Here is a 19,306-nt window from a genome sequence, read left to right on the forward strand (position 1 = left end):
CCTAGCAAAGCGAACACCAGCAAAAAGATTCGCTGTTGTTCAATGTCCAACCTCCCACGACCGGGGGGTACATGAAAGATTGGAACCAATAATAATTATTGGCACTGACATTCATCGACACACTATTGAGTTCTCAAAGAACACACGCACACACTTCTACCCACAAATTCTCGAAGGGGTTTCGGTGAGGCAAGGGTTCAAACCTAGCTCAGACAACCGGCCGGAAGCAAATCCGTACCGAGACCCTCTGAACACGCAGTCAGTCAGGCGCTCATCGTCCTACCTCGTGTCTCGGCCGCTGGGCGGCTGAGTCGGTGTCCGTGTCGCTCTGACTGGAATAAAGTTACGTGCCGACAAACACGAAGTCAAATCGGCTGGTCAGGGGCCCTATTTCGGTGCATCTATCCGTTCGACCTGTCCGCCGAGCGCCTGCATCTGCTCGACGAATCGGGGGTAGCCGCGGTCGATGTGATAGACGTCGTGCACTTCGGTGACGCCATCAGCGACGAGGCCGGCGAGCACCAGGCCCGCACCCGCGCGGATGTCGGAGGACCAGACCGGTGCACTCGACAACCGCGGGATTCCACGGACCACCGCATGGTGACCGTCGGTCCGGGCGTCGGAGCCGAGCCGGATCATCTCCTCCACGAAACGGAACCGCGCCTCGAAGACGTTCTCGGTGATCATCGAGGTGCCGTCGGCGATAGCGGCCAGGCCGATGGCCATCGGCTGCAGGTCGGTCGGGAAACCGGGGAACGGCAGCGTCGCGAAGTTCACCGCACGCGGCCGCTCGGCCTGCACGACCCGGAAACCGTTGGGCTCGTAGGAGATTCGCGCGCCGGCCGAACGCAGCTTGTCCAGCACCAGCGCCAGGTGCTTGGGGTTGACGCCGGTGACCCGGACATCGCCGGTGGTCATCGCGGCGGCGATCCCCCAGGTGGCGGCGACGATACGGTCGCCGATCACCCGGTGTGTGGTGGGCGAGAGGCTCTTGACGCCCTGCACGGTGAGCACGGAGGAACCGGCACCGTCGATCTGCGCACCCATCTGTACGAGCATGGTGCACAGGTCGACGATGTCGGGCTCGCGCGCCGCATTGTCGATGACCGTCTCCCCCTCGGCCAGGACCGCGGCCATCAGGATGTTCTCGGTCGCGCCCACCGACGGGAAGTCGAGGCGGATCCGCGCGCCCTGTAACTGTTCGGCCGACGCCACGACGCAACCGTGCTCGATCGCACTGGTCGCACCGAGCAGGCGTAGGCCCGCCTGGTGCATGTCAAGGGGTCGCGAACCGATCGCATCGCCACCGGGCAGCGCCACCACGGCGCGTTTGCAGCGCGCCATCAGCGGACCGAGCACACACACCGAGGCGCGGAACTGGGTCACCGCGGGGAAGTCCGCGTGGTACTTGGGCTCGGCGGGGGTATCGATCGTCACCACCGAGTTGTCGCCGCCGACATCGTCGGAGATCGTCACATCGCAGCCGAGGCCGCGCAGCACCTCCGCCATCAAGGGGACATCGAGGATGTCCGGGCAGTTGGTGATGGTGGTCGTGCCCTCGGCCAGCAACGAGGCAGCCATCAGCTTCAGCACGCTGTTCTTCGCGCCGCCGACCGCGACCTCGCCGACGAGTCGATTGCCGCCGGAGACCAGAAACCGTTCGCTCACCACGCCAGCTTATCGACCGCCACGCGACGACACGCCCCCCTGCCACGAAAGAACAAGAAACCGACCGATTCTCCGCGTCGGAGAGTCGCTTTCAGCGTGGTAGCCCGCCGCCGGGCTGCCACAACACGTCACCGGAAGGATTGGTGGCGCGGCTGAGGATGAACAGCAGGTCCGAGAGTCGATTCAGATATTTCGCAGGCAGCACACTGGTGTCGTCAGGGTGCGTTTCGACAGCGGACCACGCGGATCGCTCGGCGCGCCGCACCACAGTACGGGCTGTGTGCAACAACGCAGCCAACGGCGTGCCGCCGGGCAGGATGAACGAATTCAGCGGTGCCAGACCGTCGTTGAACTCGTCGCACCACTTCTCGAGCCGGTCGATATAGGGCTGGGTGATGCGCAGCGGCGGATACTTCGGTTCGGCGACAACCGGGGTGGACAGATCGGCGCCCGCGTCGAACAGATCGTTCTGGATCTGGCGCAGCACCGTCAGCACAGCGGGTTCGGGCGCACCGAGGGCGACGGCGACACCGAGTGCGGCATTGGCCTCGTCGCAGTCGGCGTAGGCGATCAGCCGGGGATCGTTCTTGGCGACACGGGAGAAATCGCTGAGACCGGTCGTCCCGTCGTCGCCCGTGCGGGTATAGATCCGGGTCAAATGCACGCTCACGACGGGCCTCCACGAGTGCGGCGGGCGCGATCGGACGGTCGCGACTCCACCCAGGACAGAAAAGCCGCCATCGAACCGCGGTCGAGCGCGAGCTCGAATTTGCTGTGCGGATCGGTGACGGCTACCACCACGATGTCATCGCTCATGATGTCGAATTCGTCGCCCTGCGGCGCTCGGCGCTCGACGATCTCGAGGCCCTGCCGATGCACCGTGGAGTCGGGTCCGAATTTCAGGCTGGTCAATTTGAAGAAGACGAGGCGATCCTCGTCGTAGCGAATGAGCCCGTGCCGCCAGCCTTGGCCGCCGCGCGCGGGCAGTGAACGTAGGAGCGCGGCCGTGCCCCCGCGGCGCAACATCACCAGGCGATAGGTCGACGCACCGGCTACGAACACGAGCGTCAGCACCAGAATGATCAGGAGAACCATCCCGGTTTGCAATGCCGTACGCCCTTTCGCTCTAGCCGGTGTCAAAGACACCCCCGCCCAGACATTCAATCACGCCCACTACGCGGCGCTCCGGCCGGATCGTCTATCCCCACGAAAAGGCGGTGCAAACAACTCTGCCGGCGAGGAACCGAAGTTCCTCGCCGGCAGAGAGTCGTACTACTGCGATCAGTCGGTCACGGTCGCTTCGACCGCACGCACCTGGCCCTGGGCCGCGCGCAGCTCCACCTCGGTGGCGCTCGCATCGGCCAGCACCTTGCGTGCCGCGTCGACGTCGACCTCGCCCGCGAGATCCGCGGACTCGGCCAGCACCCGCACGGTGTCGGCGGTGACCGAGAAGAAGCCGCCGTGCACCGCCGCGACGATCCGCTCGCCGTCGGTCGACACGATGGAAACCGTGCCGCCCTCGACGAGCTGACCGAGCAGCGGCTCGTGGCCTGCCATGATGCCGATCTGACCCTCGGTGGTCTGCGCGCTGACGAACGAAGCCTGGCCGGACCAGATCTTGCGCTCGACAGCTACGAGATCAACTGTCATCTCCGCCATAGTGGACTACTTCCCGAGGATCTTCTTCGCGGCTGCCTCGACGTCGTCGAGACCACCGCAGGAGTTGAACGCCTGCTCCGGGTAGTGGTCGAACTCGCCCTTGCAGACACGGTCGAAGTCGTCGATGGTCTGCTCCAGCGGAACGACCGAGCCGACCTGGCCGGTGAACTTCTCGGCGACGATGAAGTTCTGACCGAGGAACTTCTCCAGGCGACGGGCGCGACCGACGAGGACCTTGTCCTCTTCGGAGAGCTCGTCCATGCCGAGGATGGCGATGATGTCCTGCAGTTCCTTGTACTTCTGCAGGATCCGCTTGACCTCGTTGGCAACCCGGAAGTGGCGCTCGCCGACGATCGAAGCCTCGAGGATACGAGAGGTCGAGGTCAGCGGGTCGACGGCCGGGTAGATGCCCTTCTGCGAGATCGGGCGCGAAAGCTCGGTCGTCGCATCCAGGTGGGCGAAGGTGGTCGCCGGCGCCGGGTCGGTGTAGTCGTCGGCGGGGACGTAGATCGCCTGCAGCGAGGTGATCGAGCGACCCTTGGTCGAGGTGATGCGCTCCTGGAGCTGACCCATCTCGTCCGCCAGCGTCGGCTGGTAACCCACGGCCGAAGGCATGCGACCCAGCAGGGTCGAGACCTCGGAACCGGCCTGGGTGAAACGGAAGATGTTGTCGATGAAGAGCAGCACGTCCTGGTGCTGGACATCGCGGAAGTACTCCGCCATGGTCAGCGCCGACAGGGCGACGCGCATACGCGTGCCCGGCGGCTCGTCCATCTGGCCGAAGACCAGGGCGGTATCCGGAAGGACGCCCATCTCTTCCATTTCCAGACGGAGGTCGGTGCCCTCACGAGTACGCTCACCGACGCCCGCGAACACCGAGGTGCCCGAGAACTCGCGAGCGATACGAGTGATCATCTCCTGGATCAGCACGGTCTTGCCGACACCGGCACCACCGAACAGACCGATCTTGCCGCCCTTGACGTACGGGGTCAGCAGGTCGATGACCTTGACGCCGGTCTCGAGGATCTCGGTCTTGCCCTCGAGCTGGTCGAAGCTCGGCGGCTGACGGTGGATGCCCCACTGCTCGCCGTCCCGGCCGAGGCCGGGGGTGTCGAGGCAGTCACCGAGGGCGTTGAACACGTGGCCCTTGACGATGTCGCCGACGGGCACCGAGATCGGCTTGCCGGTGTCGGTGACAGTCGCGCCACGGACCAGGCCGTCGGTCGGCTGCATCGAGATGGTGCGCACGATGTTGTCGCCGAGGTGCTGAGCGACCTCGAGGGTGAGGGTCTTGGCCACCGACGGGAGCTCGATGTCGGAGTTCAGAGCGTTGAACAGCTCGGGGATGGCGCCACGCGGGAACTCGACGTCCACGACGGGGCCGATGACACGGACGACGCGACCAGCGGTTTCGCCCGCCTTCTTCGCGTTGTCCTGAGTGACAGCTGCGGTCATTAGATTGGTTCTCTTCCTGCGCTTCTTAGTCGCGGTCCGAGCTCGACGCCAGCGCATTGACGCCGCCGACGATTTCGCTGATTTCCTGCGTGATCTGGGCCTGACGCACCGAGTTCGCCTCGCGCTGGAGCACATTGGCCAGCTCGTTGGCGTTATCGGTCGCCGCCTTCATTGCGGTGCGCCGAGCCGCGGACTCGGATGCCGCTGCCTCGAGCAACGATGCGTAGATACGCGTGTTGATGTACTTGGGCAGCAGAGCCCCGAGCAGCACATCGGCGTCCGGCTCGAACTCGTACTGCGCCGTGGCCACCGCGTTCGGCGAATCCGACATGATGTCGTCACCGAGCTCGTAGTTCTCGTCGACGTAGCTGACCTGGATCGGCGCCAGGCGGCGCACCTCCGGGTTCTGGGTCAGCATCGAGACGAACTTGGTGTACACGATGTGCAGCTCGTCGACACCCTCGATGGTTCCGGTGCCGTCGAGCGAGGGGACCTCGCTGTCGGAGCCGGCCATGAAGGCCTCGACCAGGTGCTGGCACGCGGCCGAGGCATCGGTGTACTTGGGCTGCTGGGAGAAGCCGAACCACGACGCCTGGAACGGACGGTTGCGGAACTTGTAGTACGTGATGCCCTTGCTGCCCATCACGTACAGAACGGGTTCCTTGCCGTCGCCACGCAGCGTGGTCATGAGCTCTTCGGCACGCTTGAGCACGTTCGAGTTGTAGCCACCGCACATACCGCTGTCACTGGTTATCACCAGGACAGCGGCCCGACGAGCGTTGGGGCGCTCGGTCAGCAGCGGGTGCGACAGGTTCTTCGAAGCGCTCGCCAGTTCGCCGAGGACCTTGGTGATCTCCTCGGCGTACGGCTTGGCAGCCGCAACCCTGGCCTGGGCCTTGGAAATTCGCGAGGTCGCGATCAGTTCCTGAGCCTTGGTGATCTTCTTGATCGAATTCACACCACGAATGCGGGAGCGCAATTCGCGCAAACTTGCCACTAGCGGTTCACACTCCCTTCATTCGCCAGATCGGAAATTGCCGACATCATGACCCGGCTTACTTGTCGACGTGCTTGCGGGTGACCGACAGCGACTCGACCTCTTCGTGGTCCAGCTCGCCCGCGGCAGCCTCGTTCACGATGCGATTGCCGTTCGAATCGAGGAAGCCCTGCTTGAACTTGTCGGTCTCGGCCTTGATCGCGTCGGCGGCCTCGCCGGCGAGCGGCTTCTTGCCACCCTCGAGCGCGTCGAACGAGCTCTGGGTCGCGCCGTGCAGGTACTCGAGCAGCTCGGCGGTGAAGCGACGCACGTCTTCGACGGGCACCGACTCGTAGTAACCGGCGTCGACCAGGAAGATCGAGACGACCTGATCCTCGACCGAGACCGGGGAGTACTGGTCCTGCTTGAGCAGCTCGACCCAGCGGGCGCCACGCTCGAGCTGCGCCAGCGACGCGGCGTCGAGGTCGGAGGCGAAGGCGGAGAACGCCTCCAGCTCGCGGTACTGCGCCATTTCCAGACGCAGCGAACCGGCGACCTTCTTCATGGCCTTGGTCTGGGCGGCGCCACCGACACGGGAGACCGAGGTACCGACGTTGATCGCCGGGCGGACGCCCTTGTTGAACAGGTCGGACTCGAGGAAGACCTGGCCGTCGGTGATGGAGATGACGTTGGTCGGGATGAACGCCGAGACGTCGTTGGCCTTGGTCTCGATGATCGGCAGACCGGTCATCGAGCCGGCGCCCATCTCGTCGGACAGCTTCGCGCAACGCTCCAGCAGACGGGAGTGCAGGTAGAAGACGTCACCGGGGTACGCCTCGCGGCCCGGCGGACGACGCAGCAGCAGCGAGATGGCGCGGTACGCCTCGGCCTGCTTGGTCAGGTCGTCGAACACGATGAGGACGTGCTTGCCCTGGTACATCCAGTGCTGGCCGATGGCCGAACCGGTGTACGGAGCCAGCCACTTGAAGCCGGCGGAATCGGAGGCCGGGGCAGCGACGATGGTGGTGTACTCCATCGCGCCGTGCTCCTCGAGCGCGGTCTTGACGCCCGCGATGGTGGAGCCCTTCTGGCCGATCGCGACGTAGATGCAGCGAACCTGCTTGTCGGCGTCGCCGGTCTCCCAGTTCGCCTTCTGGTTCAGGATCGCGTCGATCGCGACGGCGGTCTTGCCCGTCTTGCGGTCGCCGATGATCAGCTGACGCTGGCCGCGACCGATGGCGGTCAGCGCGTCGATCGCGGTGATGCCGGTGGCCAGCGGCTCCTCGACCGGCTGACGTTCCAGCACAGACGCGGCCTGCAGCTCCAGCACGCGGCGCTCGTCGGCCTCGATCTCGCCCAGGCCGTCGATCGGCTGGCCGAGCGGGTTGACGACGCGACCGAGGAACTTGTCACCCACGGGGACGGAGAGCACGTCGCCGGTGCGACGGACCTGCTGGCCCTCCTCGAGCGAGGCGTACTCGCCGAGGATGACGGCACCGATGTTGGTGTCCTCGAGGTTCAGCGCGACGCCGAGAACCCCGCCGGGGAACTCGAGCAGCTCGTTGGCCATCGCCGAAGGCAGGCCGCTGACGTGCGCGATACCGTCGCCGGTATCGGTCACGATGCCGACTTCTTCGATGGAGGTTTCCGGGGTGTAGCTCTGGGTGTAGCTCTCGATCGCGCTACGGATCTCGTCGGAGGAGATCGTCAGCTCCGCCATGTTGTTCCTGCTCTCGCTGTGGTCTCGAATGTCGGGGATGGGGGAAGTGGAGTCTGGGCCTTGTCGATTACGACAGAGCCCGACGCAGCTTCTCCAGTCGGCCGGTGGCGCTGCCGTCGATCACGTCGTCTCCGACGCGGACGACGACGCCGCTCAGCAGCGTCGGGTCGACCTGCACGTGCACGGTGACCGCCTTGCCGTAGATCCGCCGCAGGGAAGCCGACAGCTTCTCCTTCTGCTGATCGTTCAGCTCGACCGCCGAGTTCACGTGGGCGACGATCTGGTCACGACGGGCCGCCGCCAGATCGGACAGGGCGTCGAAGGCGACGCCGATGTTGTTGGTCCGCAGGCGGGTCACCGCCTGCTCGGCCAGCGCCAGGGTGACCGGCTCGACCTTGCCGTTGAGCAGCCGCTCGACCAGTTCGCGCCGCGCCGAGGCGGGCTTTCCCTGATCGGACAGTGCCTGCTCCAGCTTCGGGTTGTCGGCGATGATGCGTCCGAGCCGGAACAGCTCGTCCTCCACCGCGTCCTGTCGGCCACCGACGGCGGCAGACTCCAGCAGAGCCTCCTGCCCGAGCAGCACCAGGGTGTCGACCAGGTCGCGGGTGCGTGACCAGTCCTGCGCCACCGCGGTGGTCAGCACTGCCTGCGTGGCAATGCTGACCTTGCCGCCGAAGACCCGCTCACTGAGTTCAGCGCGCGCCGAACCCGGCACCGAGGCGTCCGCGAGCGCCACACGCAGCGAACGCTGGTCGTCCAGCACGGCGACAACGGCGAACAGTTCCGACCCCGTTGTGGCCGCAACAGTTTCGCTTCCGGTCAGAGCGACCCGAAGCGCCTCGCGAGACCGGGTACTGGCCTCGCGGCTCGCTGCGTACATGCTTCTCACTTTCGCGTCGCTACCTTCCGACCCCGATGGCGTCGGTGTCGTCGAGTTCACTGAGGAACTTGTCGATCGACGCCGCCTGCTTGGCTTCGTCCGAAACCGACTGACCGATGATCTTCTCGGCCAGGTCGACGGCCGTACGGCCGACCTCGGAACGCAGCTCCGTCAGGATCTGCTGGCGCTGGGCTTCCAGCTGGGAGTGACCGGCGGCGACGATACGGTCGCTTTCGGCCTGGGCATCCGTGCGCATCTGCGCGAGGATCTGCTGACCCTGGGTGCGTGCTTCCTCGCGGATGCGCGCGGCCTCGAGCCGGGCGTCGGCAAGCTGCTGCTGGTACTGCTCCAGCGTGTGCTGTGCCTCGGCCTGGGCTGCTTCGGCCCTGGCGATACCGCCTTCGATCTTGTCTGTGCGCTCTTCGAGTGTCTTGGTCACACGCGGGATCACGTATTTCCAGAAGAGCACGCCGATGATGACGACGCAGACGATCGACCAGACGATGTCGTACGTTTCGGGAACGAGAGGATTCACATCCTCTCCACCCTCAGCTGCGAGCGTGATGAGTTCGCGCATCGGAATCAGAAGATGAAGCCGGCGACGAGGCCGATCAGCGCCAGGGCCTCGGTGAACGCGATGCCGAGGAACATGGTGGTGCGGATCTGGCCGGACAGCTCGGGCTGACGAGCGATGCCCTCGATGGCCTTACCGACGACGATACCCACGCCGATGCCGGGGCCGATCGCGGCCAGACCGTAGCCGATGGCGCCGAAGCCCTTGAAGGTGCTCTCGGTGGTCGCGGCTTCCTGGGCCAGGTAAGCGAGGCTCATGAATCTTTCCCTTTCTGTTGCTCACCCGCCGGTCGGCGTGTGTAGCAGGTTTCCGGTCGTTGGTCAGTCAGGTCAGTGGTCGGCAGCGTGCTGCGACTGGCCGATGTACACGGCAGCCAGCAGCGCGAAAACGTAGGCCTGCAGGAAGATCACCAGCAGCTCGAAGAGCGTGAAGCCGATGCCGGCCAGCAGCGAGAACGGCGAGAAGACCTTCATCCACGCGGTGGCGTCGAACAGGAAGAACCAGGTCGCGCTGAAGAACAGCACCAGCATGATGTGGCCGGCCAGCATGTTGGCCATGAGACGCACGGTGAGCGTGAACGGGCGCAGGATGAACGTCGAGATGAACTCGATCGGGATCAGCAGCACGTGCAGCGCGACCGGCACATCGGGGACGACGATGCTGTGGCGGATGTAGGAGAAGAACCCGTACTTCCGGATACCGACGTAGTTGTACGCGATATAGACGATCGCGGCCAGCACCAGCGGCATGCCGATGCGCGCATTCGACGAGATGTTCAATCCGGGAATCACACCGGAGAAGTTCAGGAACAGAACCGTGAAGAAGATCGTCGCGATGAGCGGGAGGAACTTCTTGCCGGTTTCCTTACCGAGAACCTCGTCAGCGATCTGCTCCTTGACGAAAACCACACCGGCTTCCATCACGTTCTGCAGGCCGCGCGGCACGATCTTCGGCGAGCGGAATGCCAGCACGAAGACGGCCACCAATACGGCGGTCATCAGCAGCCGGACCAGCATCAGGCGATCGAGTTCGAACGGCGTCCCCGCGAACAGCACTGCTGGAGGGTAGAAGTCGGACAGCGATGGCGCGTGAAACTCGCCCGCCGCCAAAGTGATGACGCTCAGCGTTCTCTCCCGTGTTCGGGCCGCAGGTACGACTGTCATTCCCGCGGTTCGATCGGACATTGACGATCAATGGGGTCGACTCTGGTCGGCTCGAAATTCGACAGCGGCTCGTACGGTATAACCCGTATCGGCTGCTGTTCGGGCGTCGGCGACATCGTCGACATGCTTCAACCGGGCACATTCCACCCGGATCGGCAGTAAGCATAGCGGCACCGGGTGGGATCCCGATGATCCCCCCTGGTAACTCGAGGCATAGCCCCGAGTTTGTCGGGCCGGGCCTCTAGCTTGGGTGCTTGCTTACCAACACTTTACCAAGCTATCTACGACAGTGTGTAGCTGGGTGGGATTATTCCTGCTCGGAAGCCGTTTCGCTGTCTCCCGCGCGTGTCGTGACGTACGGAACCTTCTGGCTCACAACGCCGTACGTCTCCGCACCGAGGACGATCAGCAGGGCTCCTACCACCGTAAAGAACAGTGCGGGCCCGCTGTAGAAGTCGAACTGCTTGAGCACCACGATCACCAGCAGCGCCACCAGCAACTTGCCGACCCAGCTGACCAGCATCACCGCACCTGCCATGGTCGGCGGCAGCTTCGCGCCGAGCAGCACCGCGACGACCGTGGTGAGGATGAACCCACCACCGATCGCGGCGCCGAGCAGCGCCCCCCACAGACCGGGCATCCCGGCCACCGCGGAGGCGATCGCCACCGAGACGACGACGAGCACGCCGAGGCCGATCAGGCCGTAGCGCAGCGCGGCGCGCAGAGGGGCGTCAGGGCCTGGCACGGTTTCGGGTGTAAAGCTCACGGCCCGAACTTTACCTTGCGGGCCGAACTCAGTGCTGCGTCGACTCCGACCTGCGCACGGACGGGATCGCGGTCACTACCAGCGCGAACACCAATCCGCCTGCCACCAGCAGGACAACAAGGCGTCTATCCATCAGCGAAGTTCCCACCGCGCCGAACGCGAGAACACCGACCCATAAATAGATCAGCAAGACCACACGACGGTGCGAATGCCCGATCTGGAGCAATCGGTGGTGCAGATGCATTTTGTCCGGTGTGGAGAAACTCACGCCGGCGCGCACCCGGCGCACGATCGCCAGCAACAGGTCGAGCACCGGAATGAACATCACCGCGCCGACCAGCAACAGCGGCGACAGCAAACCGACAATGTCGCGGGGGCCGTAACCCTGGAGCGGAATTCGGCCGGAGGCGCCGGTGGATACCGCGGCCAAGATCAAGCCGATCATCATCGAGCCGGTATCGCCCATAAATATTCTGGCCGGCGAGAAATTGTGCGGCAGAAATCCGAGGCAAGCGCCTGCCAGCGCGGCGGCGAGCAACGCGGGCGGATAGGTGTCGACCGAACCGCCCTGGTCGTAGAGCAGACCCACGGAGAAGACGAAAACCGCCATGGCACAGATCAAACCAAGTCCTGCGGCCAAACCGTCGAGACCGTCGACAAAGTTCATCGCGTTGACCAGGGTTACGGTGATCCCGACGGTAACCAGCCCGCCCAGGAGCGTGTCCAGCACAACCGTGCTGTCATTGAATGGGTCGTAGATCACATACCAGCTCAGACCCATCACGGCCATGACACCCGCCGCCGTCACCTGACCCACGAATTTTGTGAGGGCATCCAAGCCCCACCGGTCGTCGATGATGCCAACCGCCACGATAACCGTCGCGGCGACCAGGACGGCTGGAATATCGGGGCGCGCGTAGTCGAATCCGAGGCGCAACGCCGGCAACTGGTGCGCGAAAAGAACTGCTGCGACCACGCCGACATACATGCCGACACCGCCCATTCGTGGGATCGGCCTCACATGGACGTCGCGCTCACGAGGCACCGCCACCGCGCCGAATCCGATGGCGAGTACCCGCACACCGCCCGTTGCAAGAAAGGTCACTGTGGCCGAGACGAGCAATACGAGCACCAGCTCGCGCAAGGGAACGATGGAACTCATCGGATTCTTGCGATCACCGGTGCACTGAGCTGATCAGCGCATCCGGCTCCATACCGAGCACATCCGCGATATCAGCCACCGACACAGCGCCCTCCCGCAAGACTCGCGGCTGATCGGCAGTGAGATCGATGATTGTCGAGGCGACAGCGCGCTCGGCCGGACCACCGTCGAGATACACGTTCGGCAACGAGCCCAACTGGTCGCGCGCCTGTGCGGCGGTCGTCGCCGGGGGCTGCCCCGACACATTGGCACTGGACACCGCCAGCGGCCCCACCTCACGCAACAGCTCCAGTGCCACCGGATGCAGCGGCATCCGGAGCATCACAGTGCCCCGCGTATCGCCGAGATCCCACGCGAGCGAAGGAGCTGCCTGCACAACAAGACTCAACGCACCAGGCCAGAAAGCGCGGATCAATTCGCGTGCCTGTGGTCGCACGGAGAACACCAGGCCCTCGATGGTGTGCCAGGAACCGACGAGTACCGGGACCGGCATATCGCGGCCGCGCCGCTTCGCCGCAAGCAGGTCACTCACCGCCGAAGAATTGAAGGCATCAGCCGCGAGGCCGTACAAAGTATCAGTCGGCATCACCACGAGCCGACCCGACTTGAGCGCGCTCGTCGCCGCAGTCAGCCCAGCTGCCCGCACATCTGCTCGAGCACAGTCATAGACGGTCAACGCTCTCCCGCCTTTCCGCGAGTGTTACCGGTCGATGGATGCTGGCAGAGTCTACTGCCCGAGCTGGTGTCCGCGTGCGCGGGGAGTTCCCGCACATCCAAGGCGCCGCCCGCCAGCATGTGCGCGGGCGTGACGAGATCTTGCGGCACGGTTATCGGATCCGACCTTCTGGATGCCATCTCGCGAGCATCCGACAGCTGCAAGCCGTATGGTCCGTCACACGATGACGGACCATACGGCTACTGAACTCCGTCAGATATCGACGCAGGCGGTTCCGCGGTTGACCCAGTCTTGCTGCGGCGCATTCTCGGCGTGATTCCACAGCGTCGCACAGACCTGGCCGCTACCACGGCCGAAGGCAGTCGCTACAGGACCATGAGACCAGGCGTTGGCCAGGCTCTCCATTTCTGGTCCGCTGATATCGACGTGCCCGTCCACCCCACCACCACATTGGACCGGAAGTCCAGCCTGTGCACTCCATCCATTTTGCCCACGCTCGGCGCGCAGATACAGGCAGCCATCCGAGGCTTCCTTTGGCCACGCATTCGCCACGCCTGCAGTCGCCACTGACATCACCGCGACCATCAAAGCCGTTGCCATCGCCCGATTCATGATCCCCCCTCGACAAAATTGGTTGAGGTTTAACGATATTCCAACCGTACCCGTCGACAACATGACTTCTGTCACATCGGAAACTGCGTGAAGTCGGACCGCGCCCCGGCTCGATTCGAGATCAGGTCCGGGCTGCAACGACAAACCGAGGCCTACCCGCGAGGTCGGTATGTTCGGTGACGGCAGTCAGGCCGGACGCGTAGACCAAGGCCGCTACTCCCCCGCCGTTGGTGTCGTCGTGTTCGATGCCGGTGGCGCCGCCTCGGCGTAGCAGGCGGGCGATGACCGGGATCATCGCGCGAATGACATCGAGGCCGTCCGGGCCGCCGAAGAGGGCGCGGTGGGGGTCGTGGTCGGCTACCTCGGGGTCGAGGATCGCGGCTTCGGGGATGTAGGGCGGGTTGGAGATGACCAGGTCGACGCGGCCCGTGAGCGGGGTGAGCAAGGTCGGGTCGGTGACGTCGCCGGCGTGCAGGGTGATCGGGGTATCGCCCTCGGCGATGCGGGTGCCGGCGTTGCGGCGGGCCCAGGTGAGGGCGTCGGGGTCGAGTTCGACGGCGTGGACCTCGGCGTCGGGGCGGGCTCGGGCGATAGCCAGGGCCAGGGCGCCCGAGCCGGTGCACAGGTCGACCACGATCGGTGTGTGGTCGCGCGGGAGCGTCTCCAGGTAGGCCAGCGCCCACGCGAACAGCAGTTCGGTCTCCGGGCGCGGGACGAAGACACCGGGGCCGACGGCGAGGTCGATCTCGCCCATCGCGGCCGTTCCGGTCAAGTGCTGCAAAGGAATTCGCGCGGCCCGCTGTTCGATCAACGCGCGGTACCGGTCGGCAACCTCGGGCTCGACCATCGGGATCAGCGCCAGCCGCATGCGCTCGGTGCCGAGCACATGAGCGGCCAGGTTCTCCGCGTCGGGCATCGGCGAACCGACGCCCGCCTCGGCCAGCCGCGCCGCGGCTTCGACGATCAGCGGACGCAACCGGAGCCGTTCGGTCACCGAATTACTCGGCAGCCATTCGGGCGTCGCGGTCGGCCTTGCCGAGCGCGTCGAGCAGCGGGTCGAGATCACCGTCGAGGACGGCATCCAGATTGTGCGATTTGAACCCGATGCGGTGGTCCGCGATCCGGTTCTCCGGGAAGTTATAGGTGCGGATCCGCTCGGAGCGGTCGACCGTGCGGATCTGGCTGGCGCGACCGGCCGCGGCTTCCTGGTCGGCCTGCTCCTCGGCCAGCGCTTGCAGCCGGGCGGCGAGCACCTGCATGGCGCGCGCCTTGTTCTGCAGCTGGGAGCGTTCGTTCTGGCAGGTCACCACGATGCCCGAGGGCAGGTGGGTGATGCGCACCGCGGAGTCGGTGGTGTTGACGCCCTGGCCGCCCTTGCCGGAGGACCGGTAGACGTCGATGCGCAGGTCGGTCTCGTCGATCTGCACCTGCTCGACCTCGTCGGGCTCGGGGTAGATCAGCACGCCCGCGGCCGAGGTGTGAATGCGGCCCTGCGATTCGGTCACCGGCACGCGCTGCACCCGGTGCACCCCGCCCTCGAACTTGAATCGCGACCACACCCCGTCGCGCGCGGCGTCCTTGCTCTTGATCGACAGCGTCGCGTCCTTGTATCCGCCCAGGTCGGAATAGGTGACATCGAGCGTCTCCACCTTCCAGCCGTGCCGCTCGGCGTACCGGATGTACATGCGCGCCAGATCGGCGGCGAACAGCGCGGATTCCTCGCCGCCCTCGCCGGACTTCACCTCGAGCACCACGTCGTCGCCGTCGTGCGGGTCGCGCGGGGCGAGCAAGTCGGCGAGAGCCTGTTCCAGCTCCACCAGCTGTGTCTCCAGCCCCGGCACCTCCGCGGCGAACGAGGCGTCGTCGGAGGCCAGCTCACGGGCGGCCTCCAGATCGTCGCGCACGGTCTCGAGCTTGCGATAGGTGCTCATCACCGGTGCCAGCTCGGCGAACCGCTTACCCACCCGTCGCGCCGCACCCGCGTCGTTGTGCAACGACGGATCGGCGAGCTGCATCTCCAGGCCGGCGTACTCGGCCAGGATGTCGTCGATAGCGGACGGCTGCGTCACAGAGAGTTCCTTATGTGTGGGAAAGCGATGACCTCGGGCAGAGAAACCACCGACGCCCGGCCTGCTGATGCAGTACCGGGCGTCGGGAGAGGTAACTAGGAGGCGTCTTCGGCCTTCTTGGCACCTGCGCGCTTGCCGTAGCGAGCCTCGAAGCGAGCCACGCGGCCGCCGGTGTCGAGGATCTTCTGCTTGCCCGTGTAGAACGGGTGGCACTGCGAGCAGACCTCGACCGAGATCTGGCCGGACTCCTTGGTGGAGCGAGTCTGGAAGGTGTTGCCGCAACCACACACAACGGTGGTCTCGACATACGTGGGGTGGATTCCTGCCTTCATGGGCGTCCTCTCGATAATGGTCGCCGGGTCGTAGCCCCATGGAGTGGAGTACGTGAACCGGAACCGACTAGGCGGGATGTCTGCGAACTCGCAGACACACAGTTGTCCAGTATGCCAGAGCAGACCGCACCCTCTCAGAACACCCCCCACCTCCGCTTTGTTCCCTGTGATATTGCGGCCGGCGCCGCGCGTTCTCGGCCGAGAACGAGCAAGGGCCCCGCCGAAGCGAGGCCCTTGCCGGTGGTTCTAGACGATCACTCGTCGAGAGCGCTCGGTGCGGTCTTGGAGACCGTCATCAAGAACTCGAGGTTGTTCTTGGACTTGCGCAGACGATCCATCAGCAGATCGATCGCCTGGTGCGAGTCCAGACCCGACAGCACGCGCCGCAGCTTGTGCACCACAGCCATCTCGTCGGGCGAGAGCAGCAGCTCGTCGTGGCGGGTGCTCGACGGGTTGATGTCCACCGCGGGGAACACGCGCCGCTCGGCGATCTTGCGGTCGAGCTTGAGCTCGGCGTTGCCGGTGCCCTTGAACTCTTCGAAGATCACCGTGTCGCCGGTGGAACCGGTCTCCACCATCGCCGTGGCGATGATGGTGAGCGAGCCACCGTTCTCGATGTTGCGGGCCGCGCCGAGGAAACGCTTCGGCGGGTACAGCGCGGTCGAGTCGACACCACCGGAGAGGATGCGGCCCGAGGCAGGCGAGGAGTTGTTGTACGCACGGCCCAATCGAGTGATCGAATCGAGCAGCACCACAACGTCTTTGCCCATTTCCACCAGACGCTTGGCACGCTCGATGGCGAGCTCGGCGACGGAGGTGTGGTCACCCGGCGGGCGGTCGAAGGTGGAGGCGATGACCTCACCCTTCACCGAACGCTGCATATCGGTGACCTCTTCGGGACGTTCGTCGACCAGGACAACCATGAGGTAGCACTCGGGGTTGTTGATCGCGATCGCGTTCGCGATGTCCTGCATGATCGTGGTCTTACCCGCCTTGGGCGGAGACACGATCAGCGCACGCTGACCCTTACCGATCGGCATGATCAGGTCGATCACACGCGTGGTGAGCTTGTTCTGCGCGGTTTCCAGGCGCAGCCGCTCGTTCGGGTACAGCGGGGTGAGCTTCTGGAAGTCCGGCCGACGGCGCGCCGCTTCGAGCTCGCCACCGTTCACAGTGTCCAGGCGAACCAGCGGGTCGAACTTCTGCCGCTGGTTGTTCTGCTCGCCGTCGCGCGGGGCGCGCACCGCACCGGTGATCGCGTCACCGCGGCGCAGGCCGTTCTTGCGCACCAGGTTCATCGACACGTACACGTCGTTGGGGCCGGCGAGGTAGCCGGAGGTCCGCACGAACGCGTAGTTGTCGAGGACATCGAGGATGCCCGCGACCGGCTGGAGCACATCGTCTTCGCGAATGTCGTAGTCGCGCGCCTCGGACTGGCCGCCACCGGCGGGACCACCATCGCGGTCACGACCACGACGACGCTCGCGGAATCGACGACCCCGGCGACCGCGGCCGCCTTCCTCGTCGTCACCACCGCGGTCGTCGCGGGGTCCGCGATTGCCGCCGCTGTTGCCGTTCTGGCTCTGGTTCTGGTTGCGCTCGTTCTGATTACGGTCGCCACCGGCGCGCTCGCCACGGTCGTTGCCGTTGCGGTCGCCACCGGTGCGCTCGCCACGCTCGGCGCCGTTGCGGTCGCCACGCTCGCGGCGACGCTCGCCCTGATCGCCACCTTCGGCCTTGTCGGCCTGCTTGGTCTCCTCGGCGCGGTTCTCGGCCGGGGCGCGGTTCTCGGCGGGAGCATTGTCGCCACCACCGGAACGGGCCTGGTCACGTCCACGACGCTGCCGACCGCGGCCACGCTGACCGCCGTCGCGACCGGAATCCTCGCCTGCGTCGGCGGGGGCGTCGGTCTTGACCTGCTCGGTCGCGGCCTGCTCGGCCGGAACCTCGACGGTCTTGGCCTCGGGGGCCTTGACCTCGACGGGAGCCTGCTTCTCGACGGGCGCGGCCTGCTTGTCGGCCTTGGCGGACTTGTCCACCTTCGCGGGCGCTTCGTTCTTGACGGGCGCTTCGGTCTTGACGGGCGCTTCGTTCTTCGCGGGCGCGTCGTTCGCGACGGGCGCGGCGGCGGGCTTGTCCCCCTTGGCGGGCGCTCCGGATTGATTTTCCTTGATAGCGGCGATGAGATCGCCCTTACGCATTCCGGAGGTACCTCGGATACCGAGCTCCCCCGCCAGTGCGCGCAACTGCGGCAACAGCATTCCAGTCAGCCCCGATCGTGCGACGTCGGTTTGTTCGCTCATTTTCGAAATCTGTCCGGATTCACTTTCGCGGCTGCCCGAGTTCGTAGGGTTGGAATCCACCCCGGGTGTCGCGAGCAGGTCCGTTTCTGTCACGGAAGTCCTTTCCTTCCCTCGAATGCCGTGTGCTGATTCGAGGGTTCCGTTCCGTAGACCCGGCAATATATGCCGAGCTCGGATTATGCGTCCATGTTCGACGCCTGTGCCGTACTACCCGCCGCGGGAGGACCGGAGGCCTTCGCCACCAGAAGACAGTGGTGAGGGGAGCGATTGCCCTGATGAAGCACCGGCGTCTGATGCGCACGATGTACGGACTTGCTCAGAATAGCTGCCTATTGCGAACAACGGCAAGGCAGGCACGCCGTCAGTCGATCGATACCCCGTCGGCAATGCCGGGTTCGACCACGCGCAGACCGTCCGATTCGGCCTGTTTGCGCAGGTCATCGGGGAATTCTTCGGTGGTCAGGGCAAGCACGGTCGGGCCGGCGCCCGAGACGGTCGCCGCGATACCCGCGGCGCGCAACAGCTCGATCCACTTCGTGGTGAGCGGTAGCGCGGGGGCACGCTGGGTCTGGTGCAACCGGTCGGCGGTGGCCGACATCAGCAGATCGGGACGTTCGGTCAGCGCGACAACGGCCAGCGCCGCCCGGCTGACGTTGAACGCCGCGTCACCGTGGGGCACCTGCTCGGGCAGCAGCCCGCGGGTGTGCGCCGTGGACGAGCGTTCCTGCGGGATCAGCACCACCGGACGAAGGGCCGATGCCGGAGTGAGCCGCACGGCCCGGTAGGCGCGGGTCTGCGCGGCATCGGTTTCGGTCCACGACACCACGATTGCCCCGAGCACGCTGGCAGCGGCATTGTCGGGGTGGCCTTCGAACTCGGAGGCGAGCTGCACCAGCCGGTCGTCGTCCATGCGCAGCGCGGGATCGAACTTCGCGGCCAGCCCGGCGCCCGCGGCCAGCCCGCCGACCACGGCCGACGCGCTGGAACCCAGCCCACGCGAGTGCGGAATCACGTTGCGGCACACCACGTCGAGACCGTCGGCCCACACACCCAGCGATTCCAGTCCACGCTCGATCGCGCGGACCACCAGATGTGTTGGGCCCCAAGGCACGTCGTCGGCGCCTTCACCCTCGACGCGGATGCCGAGTCCCGACTCGGTAGTGCGCACCACGATTTCGTCGTAGATGCCCAATGCCATTCCGAGACAATCGAATCCGGGACCGAGATTGGCCGTCGAGGCGGGAACACGCACGGTCACTTCGAGACCGGCGGGCAGCGTCGCTGTCATCAG

The 19,306-nt window shown here is 65.4% G+C and carries 20 protein-coding genes; all 20 read right to left on the reverse strand.

Going from position 1 to position 19,306, the window contains the following annotated elements; genetic code table 11:
* Window positions 1–387: 387 nt before the first annotated feature.
* The 20 genes from murA to thrB all read right to left on the reverse strand — a co-directional run bounded on the left by murA (window position 388) and on the right by thrB (window position 19,303).
* The gene (gene murA / locus ACWFRF_RS32545) at window positions 388–1,668 is read right to left on the reverse strand and encodes a UDP-N-acetylglucosamine 1-carboxyvinyltransferase (RefSeq protein WP_452453939.1); all 1,281 of its coding nucleotides are present in this window, start codon (window positions 1,666–1,668) and stop codon (window positions 388–390) included.
* Window positions 1,669–1,759: 91 nt separating this feature from the next.
* Window positions 1,760–2,338: a cob(I)yrinic acid a,c-diamide adenosyltransferase gene (locus ACWFRF_RS32550; RefSeq protein WP_062984468.1), complete on the reverse strand. Its 579-nt coding sequence runs from the start codon at window positions 2,336–2,338 to the stop codon at window positions 1,760–1,762.
* On the reverse strand, window positions 2,335–2,763 hold the full coding sequence (locus ACWFRF_RS32555; protein WP_378639396.1) for a DUF2550 domain-containing protein: 429 nt from the start codon (window positions 2,761–2,763) through the stop codon (window positions 2,335–2,337). Before ACWFRF_RS32555 ends, ACWFRF_RS32550 begins: the two co-directional genes overlap by 4 nt.
* A gap of 186 nt (window positions 2,764–2,949) precedes the next feature.
* Window positions 2,950–3,327, reverse strand: coding sequence for a F0F1 ATP synthase subunit epsilon (locus ACWFRF_RS32560; RefSeq protein ID WP_378963587.1), 378 nt, complete (start codon window positions 3,325–3,327; stop codon window positions 2,950–2,952).
* Between the two features lie 6 nt (window positions 3,328–3,333).
* The gene (gene atpD / locus ACWFRF_RS32565; RefSeq protein ID WP_056817894.1) at window positions 3,334–4,782 is read right to left on the reverse strand and encodes a F0F1 ATP synthase subunit beta; all 1,449 of its coding nucleotides are present in this window, start codon (window positions 4,780–4,782) and stop codon (window positions 3,334–3,336) included.
* Between the two features lie 25 nt (window positions 4,783–4,807).
* The gene (locus ACWFRF_RS32570; RefSeq protein WP_379314655.1) at window positions 4,808–5,779 is read right to left on the reverse strand and encodes a F0F1 ATP synthase subunit gamma; all 972 of its coding nucleotides are present in this window, start codon (window positions 5,777–5,779) and stop codon (window positions 4,808–4,810) included.
* A 58-nt stretch (window positions 5,780–5,837) separates the two neighbouring features.
* Complete coding sequence (gene atpA / locus ACWFRF_RS32575; RefSeq protein WP_378996162.1) at window positions 5,838–7,478, reverse strand: F0F1 ATP synthase subunit alpha; 1,641 nt, start codon at window positions 7,476–7,478, stop codon at window positions 5,838–5,840.
* A 67-nt stretch (window positions 7,479–7,545) separates the two neighbouring features.
* On the reverse strand, window positions 7,546–8,358 hold the full coding sequence (locus ACWFRF_RS32580; protein ID WP_378996164.1) for a F0F1 ATP synthase subunit delta: 813 nt from the start codon (window positions 8,356–8,358) through the stop codon (window positions 7,546–7,548).
* Between the two features lie 19 nt (window positions 8,359–8,377).
* Window positions 8,378–8,935, reverse strand: coding sequence for a F0F1 ATP synthase subunit B (locus tag ACWFRF_RS32585; RefSeq protein ID WP_378996166.1), 558 nt, complete (start codon window positions 8,933–8,935; stop codon window positions 8,378–8,380).
* 5 nt (window positions 8,936–8,940) lie between these two features.
* The gene (locus ACWFRF_RS32590) at window positions 8,941–9,189 is read right to left on the reverse strand and encodes an ATP synthase F0 subunit C (RefSeq protein WP_056817903.1); all 249 of its coding nucleotides are present in this window, start codon (window positions 9,187–9,189) and stop codon (window positions 8,941–8,943) included.
* A 72-nt stretch (window positions 9,190–9,261) separates the two neighbouring features.
* Entirely contained in the window at window positions 9,262–10,116 is an 855-nt protein-coding gene (atpB, locus tag ACWFRF_RS32595) for a F0F1 ATP synthase subunit A (protein ID WP_452453943.1), read from the reverse strand.
* Between the two features lie 286 nt (window positions 10,117–10,402).
* Window positions 10,403–10,861 (reverse strand): hypothetical protein, encoded by a 459-nt coding sequence (locus tag ACWFRF_RS32600; protein ID WP_378996170.1) that lies wholly within the window; start codon window positions 10,859–10,861, stop codon window positions 10,403–10,405.
* Between the two features lie 28 nt (window positions 10,862–10,889).
* Window positions 10,890–12,023 carry an MraY family glycosyltransferase gene (locus tag ACWFRF_RS32605; RefSeq protein WP_452453945.1) on the reverse strand — a complete coding sequence of 378 codons (1,134 nt, stop codon included), beginning with the start codon at window positions 12,021–12,023 and terminating at the stop codon, window positions 10,890–10,892.
* A gap of 13 nt (window positions 12,024–12,036) precedes the next feature.
* Window positions 12,037–12,699 (reverse strand): L-threonylcarbamoyladenylate synthase, encoded by a 663-nt coding sequence (locus ACWFRF_RS32610; RefSeq protein ID WP_452453947.1) that lies wholly within the window; start codon window positions 12,697–12,699, stop codon window positions 12,037–12,039.
* A 252-nt stretch (window positions 12,700–12,951) separates the two neighbouring features.
* Window positions 12,952–13,386, reverse strand: a complete 435-nt coding sequence (locus ACWFRF_RS32615; protein WP_452453949.1) for a hypothetical protein — start codon at window positions 13,384–13,386, stop codon at window positions 12,952–12,954.
* 46 nt (window positions 13,387–13,432) lie between these two features.
* On the reverse strand, window positions 13,433–14,305 hold the full coding sequence (gene prmC, locus ACWFRF_RS32620) for a peptide chain release factor N(5)-glutamine methyltransferase (RefSeq protein ID WP_452453951.1): 873 nt from the start codon (window positions 14,303–14,305) through the stop codon (window positions 13,433–13,435).
* A gap of 4 nt (window positions 14,306–14,309) precedes the next feature.
* The gene (prfA, locus tag ACWFRF_RS32625; RefSeq protein WP_062984459.1) at window positions 14,310–15,380 is read right to left on the reverse strand and encodes a peptide chain release factor 1; all 1,071 of its coding nucleotides are present in this window, start codon (window positions 15,378–15,380) and stop codon (window positions 14,310–14,312) included.
* A gap of 95 nt (window positions 15,381–15,475) precedes the next feature.
* Window positions 15,476–15,712: a 50S ribosomal protein L31 gene (gene rpmE / locus ACWFRF_RS32630; RefSeq protein WP_067447685.1), complete on the reverse strand. Its 237-nt coding sequence runs from the start codon at window positions 15,710–15,712 to the stop codon at window positions 15,476–15,478.
* A gap of 254 nt (window positions 15,713–15,966) precedes the next feature.
* Window positions 15,967–18,108, reverse strand: coding sequence for a transcription termination factor Rho (gene rho / locus ACWFRF_RS32635; RefSeq protein WP_452453953.1), 2,142 nt, complete (start codon window positions 18,106–18,108; stop codon window positions 15,967–15,969).
* 268 nt (window positions 18,109–18,376) lie between these two features.
* Window positions 18,377–19,303 (reverse strand): homoserine kinase, encoded by a 927-nt coding sequence (thrB, locus tag ACWFRF_RS32640; RefSeq protein ID WP_378996181.1) that lies wholly within the window; start codon window positions 19,301–19,303, stop codon window positions 18,377–18,379.
* Window positions 19,304–19,306 lie beyond the last annotated feature (3 nt).

This window comes from Nocardia sp. NPDC055165 (genome assembly GCF_053606985.1).